The organism is Leucogemmata humicola (genome assembly GCF_055379415.1).
Genome location: NZ_AP040875.1, coordinates 3930159 through 3948302 on the forward strand (window position 1 = coordinate 3930159; position 18144 = coordinate 3948302).

The 18144-nt window shown below is 63.3% G+C and carries 16 protein-coding genes; 8 read left to right on the forward strand and 8 right to left on the reverse strand.

Translation table 11 applies throughout. From position 1 onward, the window contains the following. Positions 1 to 100: 100 nt before the first annotated feature. Positions 101 to 433 carry a hypothetical protein gene (locus tag AC6H4Z_RS16745; protein ID WP_497543101.1) on the forward strand — a complete coding sequence of 111 codons (333 nt, stop codon included), beginning with the start codon at positions 101 to 103 and terminating at the stop codon, positions 431 to 433. 202 nt (positions 434 to 635) lie between these two features. After that, positions 636 to 1328 (forward strand): hypothetical protein, encoded by a 693-nt coding sequence (locus tag AC6H4Z_RS16750; protein WP_497543102.1) that lies wholly within the window; start codon positions 636 to 638, stop codon positions 1326 to 1328. 44 nt (positions 1329 to 1372) lie between these two features. On the opposite strand, the gene AC6H4Z_RS16755 is transcribed toward AC6H4Z_RS16750, so the two are convergent. Next, positions 1373 to 1921, reverse strand: coding sequence for an LOG family protein (locus AC6H4Z_RS16755; protein ID WP_497543103.1), 549 nt, complete (start codon positions 1919 to 1921; stop codon positions 1373 to 1375). Between the two features lie 109 nt (positions 1922 to 2030). Here AC6H4Z_RS16755 and AC6H4Z_RS16760 point away from each other — a divergent pair, with 109 nt between their 5' ends. Next, the gene (locus AC6H4Z_RS16760) at positions 2031 to 4529 is read left to right on the forward strand and encodes a fused MFS/spermidine synthase (RefSeq protein ID WP_497543104.1); all 2499 of its coding nucleotides are present in this window, start codon (positions 2031 to 2033) and stop codon (positions 4527 to 4529) included. Further along, positions 4529 to 5335 (forward strand): dimethylarginine dimethylaminohydrolase family protein, encoded by an 807-nt coding sequence (locus AC6H4Z_RS16765; protein WP_497543105.1) that lies wholly within the window; start codon positions 4529 to 4531, stop codon positions 5333 to 5335. The genes AC6H4Z_RS16760 and AC6H4Z_RS16765 overlap by 1 nt, the downstream gene beginning before the upstream one ends. Here the strand turns inward: AC6H4Z_RS16765 and AC6H4Z_RS16770 are convergent. From AC6H4Z_RS16770 to AC6H4Z_RS16780, 3 genes are all read right to left on the reverse strand, one after another. Continuing rightward, entirely contained in the window at positions 5322 to 5582 is a 261-nt protein-coding gene (locus AC6H4Z_RS16770) for a hypothetical protein (RefSeq protein ID WP_497543106.1), read from the reverse strand. The two genes, AC6H4Z_RS16765 and AC6H4Z_RS16770, sit on opposite strands and share 14 nt — an antisense overlap. 83 nt (positions 5583 to 5665) lie before the next feature. After that, positions 5666 to 6454, reverse strand: coding sequence for a transporter family protein (locus AC6H4Z_RS16775; protein ID WP_497543107.1), 789 nt, complete (start codon positions 6452 to 6454; stop codon positions 5666 to 5668). Beyond that, the gene (locus AC6H4Z_RS16780) at positions 6451 to 7263 is read right to left on the reverse strand and encodes an SDR family oxidoreductase (RefSeq protein ID WP_497543108.1); all 813 of its coding nucleotides are present in this window, start codon (positions 7261 to 7263) and stop codon (positions 6451 to 6453) included. The genes AC6H4Z_RS16775 and AC6H4Z_RS16780 overlap by 4 nt, the downstream gene beginning before the upstream one ends. 66 nt (positions 7264 to 7329) lie before the next feature. On the opposite strand from AC6H4Z_RS16780, the gene AC6H4Z_RS16785 reads away from it, so the two are divergent. From AC6H4Z_RS16785 to AC6H4Z_RS16795, 3 genes are read left to right on the forward strand one after another with little or no spacing between them, the layout of a single operon-like run. Next, the gene (locus AC6H4Z_RS16785; RefSeq protein WP_497543109.1) at positions 7330 to 9477 is read left to right on the forward strand and encodes a S9 family peptidase; all 2148 of its coding nucleotides are present in this window, start codon (positions 7330 to 7332) and stop codon (positions 9475 to 9477) included. 22 nt (positions 9478 to 9499) lie between these two features. Then, positions 9500 to 9988 carry a thiamine pyrophosphate-binding protein gene (locus AC6H4Z_RS16790; protein WP_497543110.1) on the forward strand — a complete coding sequence of 163 codons (489 nt, stop codon included), beginning with the start codon at positions 9500 to 9502 and terminating at the stop codon, positions 9986 to 9988. Next, on the forward strand, positions 9985 to 10575 hold the full coding sequence (locus tag AC6H4Z_RS16795) for a thiamine pyrophosphate-dependent enzyme (RefSeq protein WP_497543111.1): 591 nt from the start codon (positions 9985 to 9987) through the stop codon (positions 10573 to 10575). Before AC6H4Z_RS16790 ends, AC6H4Z_RS16795 begins: the two co-directional genes overlap by 4 nt. Here AC6H4Z_RS16795 and AC6H4Z_RS16800 read toward each other — a convergent pair. Then, complete coding sequence (locus AC6H4Z_RS16800; RefSeq protein ID WP_497543112.1) at positions 10563 to 11234, reverse strand: twin-arginine translocation signal domain-containing protein; 672 nt, start codon at positions 11232 to 11234, stop codon at positions 10563 to 10565. The two genes, AC6H4Z_RS16795 and AC6H4Z_RS16800, sit on opposite strands and share 13 nt — an antisense overlap. A 226-nt stretch (positions 11235 to 11460) precedes the next feature. Here AC6H4Z_RS16800 and AC6H4Z_RS16805 point away from each other — a divergent pair, with 226 nt between their 5' ends. Then, entirely contained in the window at positions 11461 to 14502 is a 3042-nt protein-coding gene (locus AC6H4Z_RS16805) for a M14 family zinc carboxypeptidase (protein ID WP_497543113.1), read from the forward strand. Positions 14503 to 14654: 152 nt separating this feature from the next. Here AC6H4Z_RS16805 and AC6H4Z_RS16810 read toward each other — a convergent pair whose 3' ends face one another. The 3 genes from AC6H4Z_RS16810 to AC6H4Z_RS16820 are packed head-to-tail and all read right to left on the reverse strand — an operon-like array spanning position 14655 to position 18114. Beyond that, entirely contained in the window at positions 14655 to 15584 is a 930-nt protein-coding gene (locus AC6H4Z_RS16810) for a sirohydrochlorin chelatase (RefSeq protein WP_497543114.1), read from the reverse strand. A gap of 32 nt (positions 15585 to 15616) precedes the next feature. Then, a complete protein-coding gene (locus AC6H4Z_RS16815; protein WP_497543115.1) occupies positions 15617 to 17527 on the reverse strand; it encodes a TonB-dependent receptor plug domain-containing protein in 1911 nt (636 codons plus the stop codon). Then, entirely contained in the window at positions 17527 to 18114 is a 588-nt protein-coding gene (locus tag AC6H4Z_RS16820) for an HmuY family protein (protein ID WP_497543116.1), read from the reverse strand. Before AC6H4Z_RS16820 ends, AC6H4Z_RS16815 begins: the two co-directional genes overlap by 1 nt. Positions 18115 to 18144: the final 30 nt, after the last annotated feature.

Below are 18144 nucleotides of genomic sequence, written 5' to 3' on the forward strand. Positions count from 1 at the left end.
AACTACACATCTTAGCGCGGCCACCAAGCTGATCGTTCCTCCGAGTGTCCGGCTCTTGCACCTAGGTCCCAAGTTCACTCGACCTGAGGGTTGGTTACCAATGAGCATTCGTTATTTGATCGCCGCGGCGTTCGCGGCAGGTGCGCTTGCGACGCCGTTGCACGCACAGGGAACGCCAGACAAGAAGCCGGACGACCTGAACAAGGCAGCGCACGACGTCAGCACTGCCGCGAAAAAAGCCGCCAAGGACACCAAGGCCGAGGCGAAGCGAGATGCGAGCAAGACGCATGCGGCGCTGACCAAGACGGGAAAGGATGCCAAAGCCGAGGCCAAGCGGGCGACGGATCCGAACTCCAAGCCCAAGCCGAAATCGAAGTCCGCGTCGAAGTCCAAGTCGAAGAGCACGCCGAAGGACACGACGAGCAAGCCGTAGCGGCGGCGAATCGATGGGCGTTGCGACGGGATGTGTCAGTCGTCACACTATTCCTTGGAGTTTGTGAAGGAGATCGACTCTGTCCACCACGCCGCACGAGCCTCTCGAGGCTTGCACACACGAACGCCGTCCGGGAACGACGGTGTGTCTTCGCTGCCGTCATGCCGCGCGTACCGCGGCGCGGGAGCGATTTAATCGATTGATGCTCCGCGGCAGCGCGGTCGCAATCGTGATCGCGACGTTCATTGCCGCGGGCGCGGTCGGGGCGTCGGCCATCCGCGGAGCGCGCCCCCAGCGTGGCGCGGCAAAGCCGCAGCCGGTCCGCCCCGACTCAGCGACCTACGTCGCCGTCGATTCGGCGGTGCACGATAGCGCGACGGCGGCGGGAGTCGTTTCCCAGGTTGCTCCGGTCGTGGCGTCGCCTGCACCGCAGGTCGTGTCTCCGACCGTGGCTCCTCAGACTCCGGCGGTCGCGCAGCCGGTGGCGAAGCCTCCCGCGGCGAAGGTGCCGGTCCAACACCCCGGGCTCACGCCTGTCGTGCCGGCCGGCCAGTCCGACCTCGCGGGTGGCGTCACGGCCGTGCGTGGAGATACGGACGTCATCGTGGCGTTCGATACGCCGGAAGCGCGCACGCGTCGCCCCGAGAAGTTCGAGCAGTTCGTTCGGACCACGCTGCCGCTGGTCTACGGGTCGGCGGTGCGGAACGTCTTGGACAAGATTCCGGATGGAACGATCGCCGGACAGGGCGAACTCCTGACCGAACTACCGAAACGCGGTGTACGCATTCCGCTCGACGGCGCGTGGACGATTCGCCTGTTCCCGGAAACGCGTCAAGGTCAGGATGGCCCGCTGGTGATTCGCTATCGCGTCACCGTGGTCCCCACCACCGAATAGAGCGTCCCGAATCACTTGAGCGATTCAGTAATCGCTCAAGCGTCTCACAACGCGACGTTCGACAATCGCGCAATGAGTGACCGACTGTCCGTATCGACGACGAGCGTGGAGCGCTGCGCCGGACGAACGAAGCCTTCGTCGCGCGCGTGGTCGAGAAACCGAATGAGCGGCGTGTAGTAGTCGCGCACGTTCAGCACGCCGTACGGTTTTGCGTGCAGACCCAACTGGCCCCACGTCCAGATCTCGAACAGCTCTTCGAGCGTTCCGATCCCGCCAGGCAGCGCCACGAAACCGTCGGCGAGCTCGGCCATCTTGGCCTTCCGTTCGTGCATCGATTCGACGACGTGCAGCTCGGTGAGCCCGCGATGCGCAATTTCGCGGTCGACCAACGAGCGAGGCATGACGCCGACGACCGAGCCGCCGGCCGCGAGTACGGCGTCGGCAAATGCGCCCATGAGTCCCACGCTCGCACCGCCGTAGACCAGCCGAATGCCGTGCTGCGCGGCTTCGGTCGCGAACTCACGGGCTGCCGCGAGATATTCGTCGGAAGCGCCGAACGACGACCCACAGAAAACACAGATCGATTTGAGCATAGAGCGTCAACGCTAGACGACGCGCTCGGATAGAACCAGGGCCAACCATCGGGCGCCGGTGAGCGTAAATGATGCATCGTCGTTTTTCCACCCGTTTCGACGCTGCGTCATGGCCAAACAGATCGCTCGGCAGTCTCCGTCGTACACTGCGGCCTTGCCGCTTCCGCCAACACAACGCTTTCTCCCGCTACTCCTGCTGCTGTTCGTGGGAAGCGGTTGCGCCGCGCTGATCTACGAGATCGTGTGGTTTCAGCTGATCGAACTCGTGATCGGTTCGTCGGCGATTTCGCTCGGCGTGCTGCTCGGGACGTTCATGGGTGGAATGTGTTTGGGCAGCCTACTGTTGCCACGCTTCGTGTCGACGGAGCAGCATCCACTCCGCGTCTATGCGCTATTGGAAGCGGGAATCGGAGTGCTCGGGTTGATCGTGCTCGTCGTGGTTCCGCTCGTGGGGGGCGCGTATACGGCGACGTCGGCGCACGGGTTCTTCGGCATCTTGCTGCGCGGACTCGTGTGCGCGATTTGCCTCCTGCCGCCAACGTTGCTGATGGGCGCAACGCTTCCCGCGATTGCTCGCTGGGTCGAGACCACGCCAAAGGGTGTGTCGTGGCTCGGGTTCTTTTACGGCAGCAACATCGCCGGTGCCGTGTTCGGTTGTCTGCTCGCGGGCTTCTACCTGCTGCGAGTGCACGACATGACGACGACGACCATCGTCGCTGTCGCGATCAACTTTGGCGTAGCGGCAATGGGTTTCGCGCTCTCGAAGCGCGCACCGCATCGCCCCGCAGTTCAGGCCGAGCCCGACGGAAGCATCGCTGCGCGGGAGATACCGGGCACGAACGCTGTGTACGTCGCGATTGCACTGTCCGGCCTTACTGCGCTTGGCGCCGAGGTCGTGTGGACGCGAACACTGTCGCTCATGCTGGGCGCGTCGGTGTACACCTTCTCGATCATTCTCGCGGTCTTCCTGATTGGACTCGGCTTTGGCAGTAGCGCCGGTTCGTTCATGGCGCGTGCATGGCGGCCGCGAGTCGCACTGGGTTGGACTCAGTTGCTGATCGTTGCTGGAGTCGCGTGGGCGGCGTGGATGATGGCCGATTCACTGCCCTACTGGCCAATCAATCCTTCGCTGTCGCGAAGTCCGTGGATCACGTTTCAAATCGATCTGATCCGATCGCTGACGGCGGTTTTCCCAGCGGCGTTCCTATGGGGCGCGAGCTTTCCGCTGGCAATCGCCGCGGTCGTCGGACCCGGACAGGACGCGGGCCGCTCAGTTGGACGCGTGTACGCGGCGAATACGGTCGGCGCCATCGTAGGATCGGTACTGTTCAGCGTCGTGGCCATTCCCGTGCTCGGAACGCAGCGCGCGGAACAGCTCCTCATCGCGATCGCAATCGTCTCGGCATTGATAGTCTTCGCGTCGCTGCGGTCGGCGACGAACGCCGGACCGGTCGCGAAGGGCGAGCGCAGCATGGCCCTCACTCAATTCGAGTGGGGCACGCTCGGCGCCGGGCTCGTGGCCGCGGTAGTGCTTGCGTTCTGGGTGCCAAAGATTCCTGATGGACTCGTAGCATACGGTCGGTTTCTCCCGACGTATACGACGGAGCCGAAATATCTGTACGTCGGCGAAGGCATGAACTCGTCGATCGCGGTTTCAGAGATGTCGAATGGCGTGCGCAACTTCCACGTCGCTGGCAAAGTTGAAGCGTCCAGCGAGCCGCAGGACATGCGACTCCAGCGCATGCTCGGCCACATCTCGGCGCTGCTCGATACCAATCCAAAGTCCGTGCTCGTCGTCGGCTTTGGCGCGGGCGTGACGGCGGGATCGTTCGTGCTGCATCCGGGAATCAAACGCATCGTGATCTGCGAGATCGAGCCGCTGATCCCGAAGGTGGTTTCGACGTACTTCACGAAGGAGAACTACAACGTCGTCAATGATCCGCGTGTACAGATCGTGTACGACGACGCGCGCCATTTCATTCTCACGACGAAGGAGAAGTTCGACGTCATCACGTCGGATCCGATTCATCCGTGGGTCAAGGGCGCCGCGACGCTGTACACCAAGGAATACTTCGAGCTCGTGAAGAAGCATCTCAATCCTGGTGGCGTCGTGACGCAATGGGTGCCGTTGTACGAGAGCGTGCCGAACGTCGTAAAGAGCGAAGTGGCGACGTTCTTCGACGTCTTTGCCGACGGCACCGTGTGGAGCAATGACATTCAGGGAAAGGGGTACGACGTCGTGCTCGCCGGTCACGCCTCGCCGCAGACGATCGACATTGACGCACTGCAGGCGCGCATCTCGGCCCCGGAAAACGCGCGCGTCGCACAATCACTCAGCGAGGTGGGATTCAATTCGGCGATCTCGCTGCTCGGCACCTACGGCGGCCAGGCGCGCGACCTGGGGCCCTGGCTGGCTGACGCAGAGATCAATCGCGATTCGAATTTGCGCCTGCAGTATCTCGCCGGCATGAGCCTCAACGAATATGAGAACGCGAGTATCTATGATCAGATGCTCAGATATCGGAAATTCCCCGAGAACTTGTTCGTAGGGACGCCGGCGCTGCGCGAAGTGCTTCGTCAGGGGCTGAACGGCCCGTCGGGTCCGTGATGACGCAAAGCAGCAGCGGTTTGGTGGCGCTCACGCACGTACCATCGCCAAAGCTCGAGGGCGGAGAGCGAACCTACGTCGGGCATGAGCCGATCGACGCGCAACTCGCTCTCCAACAGCACGCTGCGTACTGCAACGCACTCCGCGAGTGCGGCGCTGAGGTGGTGACGCTCGACCTGTATCGCGACTATCCGGACTGCGTGTTCGTGGAGGACACTGCAATCGTGCTCGACGAGGTGGCGGTGTTGATGTCGATGGGCGCGCCATCGCGTCGTGGTGAGGCGGCCGGCATCGAAGGCGCGTTGCGCGACTTTCGGAATGTCGAACGAGTGGAGTTGCCCGGAACGATCGACGGCGGCGATATCGTGCGGTCGGGACGCTCGCTGTACGTCGGCGCATCGCCACGGACGAATGCCGCGGGCATCAACGCGCTGCGTGACGTCGTGCGCCCGTACGGTTACTCCGTGACCGCGGTTCCCGTTCGCGAGTGTCTACATCTCAAAACGGCGTGCAGCTCCCTGCCCGACGGTCGCTTCCTCGTGAACTCCAAGTGGATCGACGCGTCGCCGCTACCGTCGGGTTTGACGGTGGAGGTTCCAGAGAACGAACAATGGGCTGGCGATGTACTCGTGATCGATTCCACCATCATCGCATCCGACGCCTTTCCGGAAACCATCCGGCTGCTCGGCAATCATGCCGCGCGCGTCATACCAGTTTCGGTATCAGAGTTTGCGAAGGCCGAAGGCGGCGTGACGTGCATGAGCCTGGTGTTCAACCGAAGCTCGGCGTCGGCTACTTCCCCTTAGGGCGCTTCGGGCGCGTGAGCTTCTCGCCCATGAGCCCAATGAAAATACCAAGCGGGACGTTGAGCGCGGCCATGAGTATGGCCAGCGCCAATCCAGTCCATTCCCAGGGACGCGGCGCATTCCAAAGATTGATCGCGATTGCCGCCGCGGCCGCGATGATGCCGAGCACAAAGCCGAAGCGGCCTGCGGCGTTCTGTCGTGCCTTGATGCGCGGATCGTCTTCGGGCGCTTGTCTGGGAATGTCCACGATCGAGAAAGCTAATGTCCGGAAGTGCGTGCGACTCGCACCCTACGCGAGCGCGGCCATGCCGAGTTTCGACACGATCGCAGCTACCACAGCCGGCCAAGGTTGATCACCGAGCCGACGTACACCGCGTGTGGCTGTGGACCGGAGATCGGAATGATGATGCCAGCGTCGAAGGCAAGCCAGTTCTTGGCGAGGTACGTGGGGCCAGCAAGCAGCGCGACGATCGACGACTGACCTTCGGGGCCGGACGTCGCGGGATAGCCGTAGAGTTCCCCGACCCAACCGAGTTGGCCAATGGCCGGGCCGCCGAACGACGCCGTCCAGAGCGTCGCATTCTTGGGCGCGTTTGAACCGTCACCACTGCGGCGCGTGTACCCCGCATTGAGATCCATCGCCACAGGGCCGAGGTCGTGGCTCGAGATGAGCAGCAGCGTGAAGTCTGTCGTTCCCGTCCCGGCTCCGTTCGCCTGCGAACCTGTTGGCAACTTGAGCATCGGCTGCACAGCGAAATCGCCTAGGACAGGCGCACCGTCGAGCAGACGCCACTTCATGTCGATGCCTGCGTCGCCGATGCCGGTGCCAAAGCCCGAGGGCCGCGAACCCGATCCGAATACGCTGAACTGAACACGCGGAGCGAGGCCGAGCTTGAGGACCGTTGGCGCGATGAGCGACAACGATCCCCCCAACTGATCGCGCTCGATTCCCGTTTCGATCTCGAAGTACCCGCGCGCGACCGTTCCGGCGTGCGTCGCAACCGTAGGCCGCTCGGGCTGCACGTCGCGCGGATTCGTCGAGTCCGGTTGCTGCGCGGCCGAGGGGCTGGCGATCGCGAGCAGGGCGCTAGCGATCGCTGCGATGAATTCGCGCTTCATGTAGTTGACGGCGGCGGCGACGACCAGGGATTTCCCGCGGAGCGCTCGTACGCGCCGACGTCGGCGTAGTACCGGCGCGCCATGTCCGCCGACGCGGGATTCGTATACACCTCGGCCACGGGATTCTCGATCACGTTCGCAACGATGTCGGCGACCTGCTCGACCGTTTGCACATGCGATCCCGAATACGACGTCGTACCAGGCGCTGCTCCAATCGCGTTGCTCGCGAAGTCGGTGGCAACCATTCCTGGCATGACGAGCGTGACGAAGACGTTGGGATTCTTCGCCTGCAGTTCGACGCGGAGGTTCGCCGTCAATGCGTTCAGTGCCGCCTTCGCCGCGTTATAGGCCGAACGATGCGTCGCCATTGGAACGCGACCGAGAAACGACGACACGTTGATGATCTGACCATGACCGCGCTCGAGAAAATGCTCGGCGGCGACCTGCATACCGTAGATCGCGGTCTTCACGTTCACGTTGATCATCTCGTCGATGTCGCGATCGGAGAGATCGAGCACCGAACGTGTGATGCCGCGGCCTGCGTTGTTGATCCAGACGTCGAAGCTGCCGAATGCGCTGATCGCCGCGTCGCGCAGTGCTTCGACTTCCGCGCGTTCGGTGACATCGGTCTGCACCGGGATGGCGCGTTCGGCACCGGCCAACTCCGCATCGGCCGCAACGGTTTGCAGTTCTTGCGGGCGACGAGCGGCGAGAACGAGCCGATGTCCCTCGGCGCCGAGCCGGCGCGCGATCCCTGCTCCGATGCCGGCGCTGGCGCCGGTGATCACTATGGTTTTGCGCTGAGTCATGCGGTACACTAAGGAGTTGAGACCGTATTGGTCCGTAAGCCCGTTGGGCTCAGGAGATTACACGACATGACGACGATGACGACGAGAGTCGCGCTGACCAGCGCCGCGACCCTGTTTATGACCACTGGCCTTGCGCATGCTGCCGGCGCGCAGGATCGCCTGAAATCTATGCCAGGCTATGAACAGTACACGCGCATGGCACCGCTCATTCGATCGGCGGTCGGCGGCGCCCCAGCTGGTTTTGGACGTGGCGGCGGAAATGGCGCCACGTGGGCGGCGGACGGCAAATCGTTCGAGTTCGAGAACGCGGGCAAACGCCTTCGGTACGACGTCGCAACGAAGCAAGTGAGCGACGCGCCGGCGTCTGCCCAGCAACAGGGCGGCGGCCGCGGCGGACGAGGCGGCGGTGGAGGACAGCCAGCGCGTGGCCGACAGTTCGAGTTCGCGATCGCACCCGCCGGAAATCATCGCGCGATCTACAAGGATCGGAACCTGTTCGTCGGCGATTCTAGCGGCGCGAACGCGGTTCAGCTCACGACCGACGGCAGTGTTCAGGGGCGGATCAAGTACGGCACGGCGAGCTGGGTGTACGGCGAGGAGCTCGGACAGCGGACGGCCATGTGGTGGTCGCCGGACGGGACGAAGCTCGCGTACTATCGGTTCGACGAAAGCAAGGTGCCGGACTTCTATCTGGCCACGAGCCTGACCCAGGTGCAGGACAGCCTCGACGTCGAAGCGTATCCAAAGCCGGGCGTGCCGAATCCTGTCGTCGATCTGTTCGTGTATGACGTGAGCACGAAGAAGACCACACGCGTAGATGTCCGCGACGGCAAGCCGTTCGAGAACGACGCCGTTGGCTACTACGTGTACGGCGTGTCGTGGTCACCCGACGGCCACGAGCTGATGTTCAATCGCACGAATCGCCGCCAGAACACGCTCGACCTCACCGCATGCGATCCCTCGAGCGGCAAGTGTCGCGCGGTGATCCACGAAGTGTGGCCGACCGGTTGGATCGAGAACTCGCCGTTCATGCGGTATCTCGCCGACGGCAAGCGTTTCATCTGGGAGTCGGAGCGCAACGGTTTCAAGAACTATTATCTGTACGATCTCACCGGCAAGCTGATCACGACGCTGACGAACAATCAGTTCGAGGCAGCGTCGGTGGTGAAAGTCGACGAAGCGGCGAACACGCTGTACTACATCGCGCGCGACGGCGACAATTACATGAAGCTCCAGCTCCATCGTGTCGGGCTGGATGGAAAGAACGACAAGCGGCTGACGGATCCGGCGTTCACGCACACCGTTTCGCTCGCGCCCGACGGTAAATCCTTCGTCGACATCGCCGAGACGCACGACCAGGCGCAGGTGACTCGGCTCGTCGACGCGAATGGCAAGGTCGTGTCGGAGCTCGCAAAGACGGATCTCGCGCGCTTCAACGAGCTCGGTCTGAAGAAGGTCGAGATGTACACGTATCTCGCCGCCGATGGAAAGTCGCAGTTGCACGGAATGATTCACTTCCCGTCGAACTTCGACGCGACCAAGAAGTATCCGGTGCTCGTCACGGTGTATGGCGGACCCGCGTCGGCGAGCAATACGTCGAGCGAGCGGTTTCAGACGCCGAATCCGCTGACCGAATACGGCTTCATCGTACTCAATCTCGATTCGCGCGCCACGCCGGGCATGGGCAAGAAGCAGCTCGACGACATCTACCTCAAGCTTGGCCAGACCGAGATGGATGATATGGCCGAGGGTGTGAAGGCGCTCTGGGGTCGCGCGTACATCGACAAGAATCGCGTTGGCATTTTCGGTACGTCGTACGGCGGCTACACGTCGGCGATGGAAATTGTGCGTCATCCCGAAGTGTTCGCGGCTGCGTCGTCGTCGTCACCGCCGACCGACTGGCGCAACTACGACACGATCTACACCGAGCGGTACATGTGGATACCGCAGGAGAACAAGGACGGCTACGACAAGGGTTCGGCGATGACGTACGCCGACAAGCTGCGCGGCCGCCTGATGCTCTATTACGGCACGATGGACAACAACGTCCATCCGTCGAACATGATGCAGTTCATCGCCGCGCTGCAGCGCGCGGGTAAGAGCTTCGACGTGCAGGTTGGTCCGGATCAGGGACACTCGGGACTCAATCAGCAGCGCATGATGGAATTCTTCATCGAGAACCTGGTCCTCACGCCCGTCACGCCAAAGGCGTAAACAGCTCTCTCACTCCGCGCACATGTTCTCTGGCGAGCAGGTTGCCGAGCTTCTCGACGAAATGCAGATCACGCATGTCGTCACCGTTCCCGACAGCACGATTGGCGTGTGGCAGGATGCCATCGAGCGCCGGGGACGGACGCGACTCGTACGCGTGTGCCGCGAAGGTGAAGCGTGGGAAGTCGCCGCCGGATTGCACTTCGGCGGCGCCACGCCGCTCGTGATGATTCAGTGCACGGGACTGTTCGAGTCGGGCGACGCGATTCGCAACGTTTTACACGACTGGAAGCTTCCGATCTTCAGCATCATTGGATATCGGAGTTATCTCAATCAGGACACGCTTCCCGGCGATACCTGTCTCGTGTTCACCGAACCGGTGTTGGATACGTGGAAGGTGAACTATCGACTGATCACCAATCCGTCGCAGATCGGTGAGATCGCTGAGCACTATTCGGCGTGTCGCGGCGCGAACAAACCGGGAGCGATCCTCGTGGCGGAGGGCAAAGCGTGATCGCGCAGCGCATGCAACCCAAGGAGGCCCTCGCCGCCGTTCACGCCTGCCGCGCCGAGGCCGATGTCGTCATCACGACGATGGCGACGGCGCGCGATTGGATGACGATGCCGCAGCAGCCGCTCGACATCGTCTTCGTTCCATCGGCGATGAGCCACGCGACCTCGCTGGGACTCGGCGTGGCGCTCGCGCAGCCGGAGCGACGGGTCATCGTCTGCAATGGCGATGGGTCGATGCTGATGAATCTCGGGTCGCTGGTCTCCATCGCCGGCTCGGGAGCGACCAACCTGATCGTGCTCGTGTTCGACAACGGGGTGTACGAAGTCACGGGCGCTCAACCGACGGCTGGGTCGAACACCGTCGACTTTGCGGCGATCGCGCGCGGCGCAGGATTCACATCAGTGTTCGAATTCAGCGCGCTCGGGGAGTGGCAGCAGCAGATCGGCACGGTACTCGGCGCGCCCGGACCGGTGTTCGCCTGGCTGCGCGTCGAGCCGACGCCGGGAATCCCGGGTCCGCGCTCGCCCGGACCAGCAGCCGAGCGAGCGCAGCGTTTGCGCGAGGCGCTAGGCCGTCATCCGGCGTAGCAGTACGTACACCCGGTTTCCTGCGAGCGGTTGACGGCGTAGACGCCCGACGGCACGAGTACGACGCCGGGCAGAAGATTCGCCGTCCACTCTTTCTTCGCGACGTCGGCGGTTACGCCGGCTTTGGGGGCGAGCATCCCACTGGCCACGGTGAGCGCCATGTTGCACGCGCAAATGATCACTCCGCGCGTGGCAATCGCCTGTTCGTAGGTGAGGTTGGGGTGCAGCGGAATGTTGTCGTGGAAGATGTTCCGCGTGGCGAAGGCGTTCGTCTTCGGATCCTTGACGTTCAGTAGCTCTCCGATCTTGTACTTCGTCCACATTTTGTCGTTGAGCGTGAGCGGCATCGAGAAATGCCGAAATACGATGACGGCCGTGAGGTCACTGTCGGCGAGCTTCTGAGCTTCCTTGGTCGAATCGATGAAGTTGAGGCCGAATGCGACGCCAAAGCCGTCGTTGGCACTGGTGGCGTCGAAGACCTGGCGATGCTTGCCCTTGATCTTGGTGAGCCATTCATCGCCTAGCGCGGGTGCGGCGAAAGGGGCAATCTCTGCGCTGGCGTTCGACCATCTGCCGACGACCAGGGCGGCAGCACCTGCGGCGATCCCACTGAGAAAACCGCGGCGAGGAGTGCGGGTACCAGAAGCTCGTTCCAACATGACGTCCTCCGACTGTAAAAGACGGACAGGACAACGGGGATGGCTCAGATCTACCTGGAAATCCGGACGCCGGAAGAGGGAGGCGTTTCCCACCTGGTTTCCGATCCCCTCCCGCTCTCGCGTGGAGGCGTGCGGAGGGGTAAACTCAGCGATGTCGCAGAGGACGCGTTTCCCCGCTCCCCGCGTCCCTTTCCCGCCGCTTCAGCCCATTCAGATAGGAGACAGGATGTCCCGCTCGACAGGTTCGATGCGCCGATGGAGTATGGCGTTGCTCGCCGCCGGCGCACTGTCGCAACTGGCCGTCGTCCCGGCCGCGCAGGCGCAAGCCGCGCAGAAGATGGATGCAGAGTACACCGCGCAGATCAAGAAGGCTCTGTCCGATCCGCGCATCTCGACCGAGCTGGTCGATCATCTTCCCGCGTCCGCGACGGTGCCGACGCCCCTCAAGTTCCTCGGCCACATCGTCGGCGCGCCAGGCATCCTGGATCACGCGGCTGATATCCACCGCTATCTGGAAGCGGTCGCGAAGGCGAACCCCAAGCGCGCCAAGTTCTGGAAGATTGGCAAGACGGAAGAAGGCCGCGACATGGTCATGCTCGCGATCGCCGACGAAGCCACCATCGCCAATCTCGACAAGTACAAAGGCTATTTGAATTCTCTAACTGACCCGCGCAAGACGACCGAGGCGCAGGCCAAGCAGATCATCAAGACGGCCAAGCCGGCGTACTGGATCACGAGCGGCATGCACTCGCCCGAGTCGGGCGGCCCGGAAATGTTGATGGAATTGGCATATCGCCTCGTCGTCGAGGAGACGCCGTTCATTCAGGGCATTCGCAACAACGTCATCACGCTGATCACGCCGGTGATCGAAGTCGACGGCCGCGAGAAGTACGTCGACAACCACTACTTCAACGAGAAGTGGAACAAGGAACACAGCGCGGCGGGCGGCGCTGGCGGTCGTGGCGGCGGTCCGTTGTCGCTCATGTACTGGGGCAAGTACGTCCAGCACGACAACAACCGCGACGGCATGGGTCAGTATCTCGACCTGACGAAGAACACGACGAAGACGTTCCTCGACTGGACGCCGACCGTGTTGCACGACTTGCACGAGGCGCAGACGTATCTCTATTCGTCGACCGGCACGGGCCCGTACAACGACGCGCTCGATCCGATCGTCGTTGACGAATGGTGGATGCTCGCGAAGAACGACGTCATGGAAATGACGAAGCGCGGCGTCCCGGGCGTGTGGACCTACGGGTTCTACGACGGCTGGGTGCCGAACTACATGTTCTTCATCGCGCACACGCACAACGCGATCGGCCGTTTCTACGAAGTGCAGAGCTACTGCTCCGGCGCTTGCGAGTGGTACCCGGTTCAGCCGGGCCGCACGACGACGAGCAAGGAGTGGTTCCGTCCGAATCCGCCGCTCGACTCGATCATGTGGAGCCCGCGCGCGAACACGAACATCCAGGAATCGGCGATCCTGTTCTCGCTCTCACGCATGGGCAAGGACAAGGAGCTGTACCTCGACAACTACTGGACGAAGAACAAGCGTGCCGTCGCCAAGGCCAAGAGCGGCGTCGCAGCGTGGGTCATTCCGGCGAATCAGCACGCGCGTCAGAATGCGGCTGAAGCTGTGAACGAGCTCAAGACCCAGGGTCTCGAGTTCCACACCGCGAACTCGTCGTTCAAGGCCGGCAACGTGCAGGTCAACGCGGGCGACTACATCATCCGCGGCGACCAGCCGTATCGCACGATCGCCGACATGTACTTCTCGCTCCAGAACTTCTCGCCGACGAACCCGTCGCCGTACGACGACACCGGCTGGACGTTCCCGTTGATGCGCAACATCACAGTCACGGAAGTGGCTGATCAGAGCATCCTCAAGGAGCCGATGACGGCGGTGAAGAAAGACGTCACCGCGTCGGGCGGCATCACGGGCACGGGCAACACGATCGTCGTCGAGAACAACAGCGACAATTCGCTGGTCACCTTCCGCTTCAAGAACGCGAGCGTGAAGATGGCTGCGGCCGAAGACGCCTTCACCGCCGACGGCCACAACTTCTCGGCGGGCGCGATCATCGTCGCTGGCGGCAATCGCGCACAGCTCGATGCGTCGATCAAGTCGCTCGGCCTCACGGCCTACGCCGTATCGGCACCGACGGTGAAGTCGCACGACCTCGACATTCCGCGCATCGGCTACATCCACAGCTGGACGCGCACGCAGGATGAAGGCTGGGTTCGCGCCGCGCTCGACACGTACGGCGTGCCCTATCAGTATTTCGGTGAGAATTCGCTCGCCAAGATGGGCGACCTCCGCACCAAGTTCGATGTCCTCATCTATCCGCACGGCGGCAGCGGCGTTGGTGCCGGTGGCGGTCGCGGTGGTGCAGCAGCCAGCACCCCGGTCCCGTACAAGAGCACGAAGGAATTCCCGTCACTCGGCTTCCCCGATTCCACCGATGATGTTCGCGGCGCGCTCGGCGAAGACGGCATGAAGGCCCTGTACGCGTTCATTCAGGCCGGCGGTACGGTGATCACCGAAGGCAACACGTCGCAGATTCTGCCCGAGATGAACCTCACGCCTGGCGTGAAGTCCGAGCCGTCGAACGGCCTGTTTGCTCGAGGCACGATCCTCCGCGCGATGATTGCCGACGCGAAGAGCCCGCTCGTCTATGGCTACAATCGCTCGGAAGTCCCGGTGTACTTCAGCTCTGCGCCGATCCTGAACGCCGGTGCTGGTGCTGGAACTGCGGTCGCCGCGAACGCGGCTGGTCGCGGCGGTAGCTCGGTGGTGCAGAACACGACGCCAATGGCGAACCCGCTCAAGCTGTCGGGCTGGGATCCGGATCACACCGGAACGCCGTTCGGTCTCGCGACGAGTATCAGCAACGACTTCAACGTCGCGCAGTCCGGCGGCGCTGGTGGTCGCGGCGGACGTGGTGGTGGCGCTGGCGGCGGCTTCGGCGGCGGATTCGGTGGACCGCAGGGTCCGGCGACGGTCGCTGGTCTCTCGGCTGATCCGAACTCGTCGACGCGCGTCGTCGTGCAGTTCCCCGAGAAGTCAGACGACATGCTGCTGTCCGGAACGCTCGAACACGGCGAATTGCTGTCGAAGCGCGCTGGCCTCGTGGACGAGAAGATCGGCAACGGTCACCTCGTCATGTTTGCCTTCCGCCCGTACTGGCGTTGGCAGACCCAGGGCACGTTCGCGATGGGCTTCAATGCCCTCATGAACTGGAATGACCTGGATGCTGGTAAGAACTAGGCACTAGGCGCTAGTTGCTGGGCGCTAGAGATAAGGAAGCGGCCCGCGCGAAAGCGCGGGCCGCTTTGTTTGATACATCGAAACGTTCGACTTGTCCTTGTGTCGCAGATTGTGACAGAGCGCTGGCGCTCGACGCTACTACCAGTAGTCCCCTACCGAACCGTGGCCGACGTCGTCTCGCGCGTCGCATCGATCACGCGGTGCTCCACCCAGCGCGCAAGCTGCGTATCGAGAAGCAGCGGCTCTCCGGTGTAAACGATCGGCATACCCGCGAGATCAGCGGGCAGCTTCTTGAGGCTCACATCGCCGGACGATACGAGAATCGGCACGACGATGACATCCTTGCGCGTCGCCGCCTGTTGCAGGCTGATAATCTCTCGCGCCCGCTTGACTGCTTCTCCGCGAACCGCTGCTGGCGCGTCATCGCGCACGAGTTCGATCGATACGCTCGCGAAGCCCGTCGCACGCTGCACCGAGTCCGCGACTGGGCGAAGGTTGGCCATCCACGCCGCGTAATCTTCCGCCGAGTTTGGACCATGACCAAAGAGGAAGAGCGCGCGGCCAGCCGGCGACGGCTCGAGTTTCTTGGCGCGCGCGGCGAGCACGCCCGCAAGCTCCGTTGCATCGTCGAGCGCCGGCGTCACGACCATCGGAACGTTCGTCACACGCTCGATGCCCGCCATGTGCAGGTGATGCATCATCTCGGTGTCGAGCTCATTGAGCTGGCCGGCAAGGTAGCGAATCTGGTCGTAGTGCCCGCTATGGCTCGAAACGAGCGCCGGCACGACGACGATCTTCCTCGCACCCGCGCGCTGCAGATCGGCGACAACCGTCTGAAAGCGGTTGGTCGACGCTCCGTCGCCCATGAGGAAACTCACACCCACCGGCCCACGGACCACGCCGCCGCGACGCACAGCGCTCGCCAGCGAATCGACGCGCGAGTTCCATGGCTTGTCAGCGCCGTGCGCCACGATCAACACGCCAACGGAGGGATCGACCGTCGCTGGCGATTGTGCGCTCATCGGCGCCGACAGCACGAAGGAAGTAACTGCCGCGCGCGCGAGCCAACTGAGTGTCCGCATAATCCGTGTTGCAAGTGATTGGTGAATGGTCGTCATCGGCCCGTCCACGACAGGCCAACCGATAGCTGACGGCCGGTGAAGCCCGGCCAGTCCGTGCCCTGCTTTGCGTCGAACAGATTGTCCGCGCCAACGGAAAGCTCCGCCGACGTTCCGCCCACGGCGATCGCCCGCGCCACGCGCGCGTTCACCTGGGTGAACGACTTCCTCGTCGCGCTCACTCGGCCCTGATCGTCGCGCGCTGACGGCGTCTCACCCGTGAACAGGCCCGTCAACGCCACGCGAAATCGATTCCATGTTTCAGCGCGAACGGTTGCTCGACCCGAATGCGCGGCGCGGCCGAGGATTGGACCGCCGAGGCTGATGTCGTGCGTATGGAGATACGAGTAGCCGAGGTCCACGTCGGCGCGCGCAATGCGACGGCTCAGTTCGAGCTCCGCACCTGCGGTCGTGGCAAGTCCGACATTGTCATACGTATAGGTGCCGCTCGCATCGGGGCCGATCGTCTCGATGAGATCACGGATGCGATTATGGAAGACGCTGGCGCGAAGATCGGTACGCTGCCCCGTCCACTCGGCTTCGGCCGATGTGTTCACCGAATGCTCGGGGCGAAGGGCGGCGTTGCCGTCGACCGCATATCCCGCTGCTGCGTTCACGAAACGCAGATACAACTCTTTGAAGTCTGGCGACCGAAAGCCGCCGGCAACCGATGCGCGCACTGTGAGCGGCTTATCAGCGCCAAGCGGGTGCAACATGGCGGCGACGCGGGGAGTGACGCTCGTGCCCCACTGTTCGCTCCATGCAGCGCGTGCTCCTGGCACGATCGCGATTCCATCGGCCATCCATGTGGTCTGCGCGAAGAGCGCCGCGGCATCGGTCTCGCGAGCGCCAGGAACGCGATCGGCCGAGATCGACTCGTGGCGCAACTCGGTGCCAGCGTCGACGACGAAGTTGCGCACCAGACCGGAGTAGTTCAGCGTGCCAGTGAGCAAACGCTGAATGTCGCGCGCGCCGCTGTCGCTCGCCGGATGCGACGCGGTTGCCGCACGCGACAGATGCTCGAAACCGGAGTAGGCGATCGTCGGAGTGAGTCGCGACGCGCCGGACGTCCACGTCGCGCCAAGGTGCGCGGCGGTCTGCGTGTTGTCGCCAAAGTTGAACAACTGGCCTGTGCGATAGCGCTGCGCTTCGATCACACCGAGTCCGCCTGCGTCGAACTGCAGCGTGGGCGACGCGTTGTATTGAAGGCGCGGCGCGAAGTCCCAACGATCGGCGTAGGCACCGGCGTCGTTGGTAAGGCCTGGCGCGAGATCGACGTGGTTGTGACTGACATCGAGGCCGAAGGGCGTCGACTGGGTCGCCTGTCCGCCGAGGTGCGTCGTGAGATCGAGCCGGCTGTGCGACCCAGCGATCGCCGACGCCTCCGCCACCATCGCATGCGACGTACGCGCGCCGGCACCGGGCCGACGCGTGATGATGTTGATCACACCGCCCATCGCATCGGTGCCGTAGAGAACAGACTGCGGACCCTTCACGACTTCGATGCGCTCGACGATAGACGCCGGCAGTCGCGACAGATCGAACGTGCCGCCGACGCGACCGGTGAGCGGTTGGCCGTCGAGCAGCACGAGCACGCGCTGATCGCCGAGTCCCTGAATCAGGACCTGTGAGCCGGCAGGCGAACCCGCGGCGGCCTGAAGTCCGAGTTGCTGCGTGAGAACGCTGGCGACATCGCTCGCCGCCGCGTCGTGGATGTCCGCGCGCGAAATCACGGCGGTCGAGATGACGGCGTCGCTACGATGTTCGTTCCGCCGTGTGGCCGTGACGATGACGGGATCGAACGTCCGCACGGAATCGCGCAACGACCGCGCCGTGTCACTCTGAGCGAGGATAGGCGCGGCGGCAAGCGACAGCGCGACAACGAAACCAGCGCTTCGCATCTGCATCAGTTGCGGAGGAGCGCCGAGCGAATCGTGATGTGGCGCGGGGCGCCGGCGACGTCGTAGTACCCGATGACCTGCACCTTGTAGATCGACGAGCCGCGCTTCACGAGATAGACGTTGAACGTCGGCCAGATCTGGTGATCGTTGCCCGTGAGGTTGTAGCGATACCACTTGTGTGGCGTGAAGACGTCGGCCGCGAAGGTCGTCGCGGCGGGAATGTCAGTCGCAGCGACCGTCTCGAACGTGCCCGACTCGGCGTCGGCGGTGAGCGTCATGATCGCAGCGTCGGTGGCCGACTCGTGCTCGCAGAGGCAGTACGCAGTGACGCCGCCCGTGGTGTTGAGCGCGGCGGTAGTCGCGTTGAAGCTGATGTCCCACGCGGTGGCGCTGGTCGTGTCAGCGCCTGTGACCGTACGCGGCGTCGCGCCGAGCGCGATGAAGGCCGTGGCAGTGGAGGCGTCGACGGTCAGCGACGCGGTCTGTGACGCGGTGGGTCCGGTGAGATCGCTCGAGCTGGAGCAGGCAGCACCGAGCGCAAGAATGCAGAGGGCAAGCCGGGGGCTGGCGAGCCTTGAAGCGAAGAGTCGCATGAGTCGTTCAGGGATTGTTGATCCGGCGTT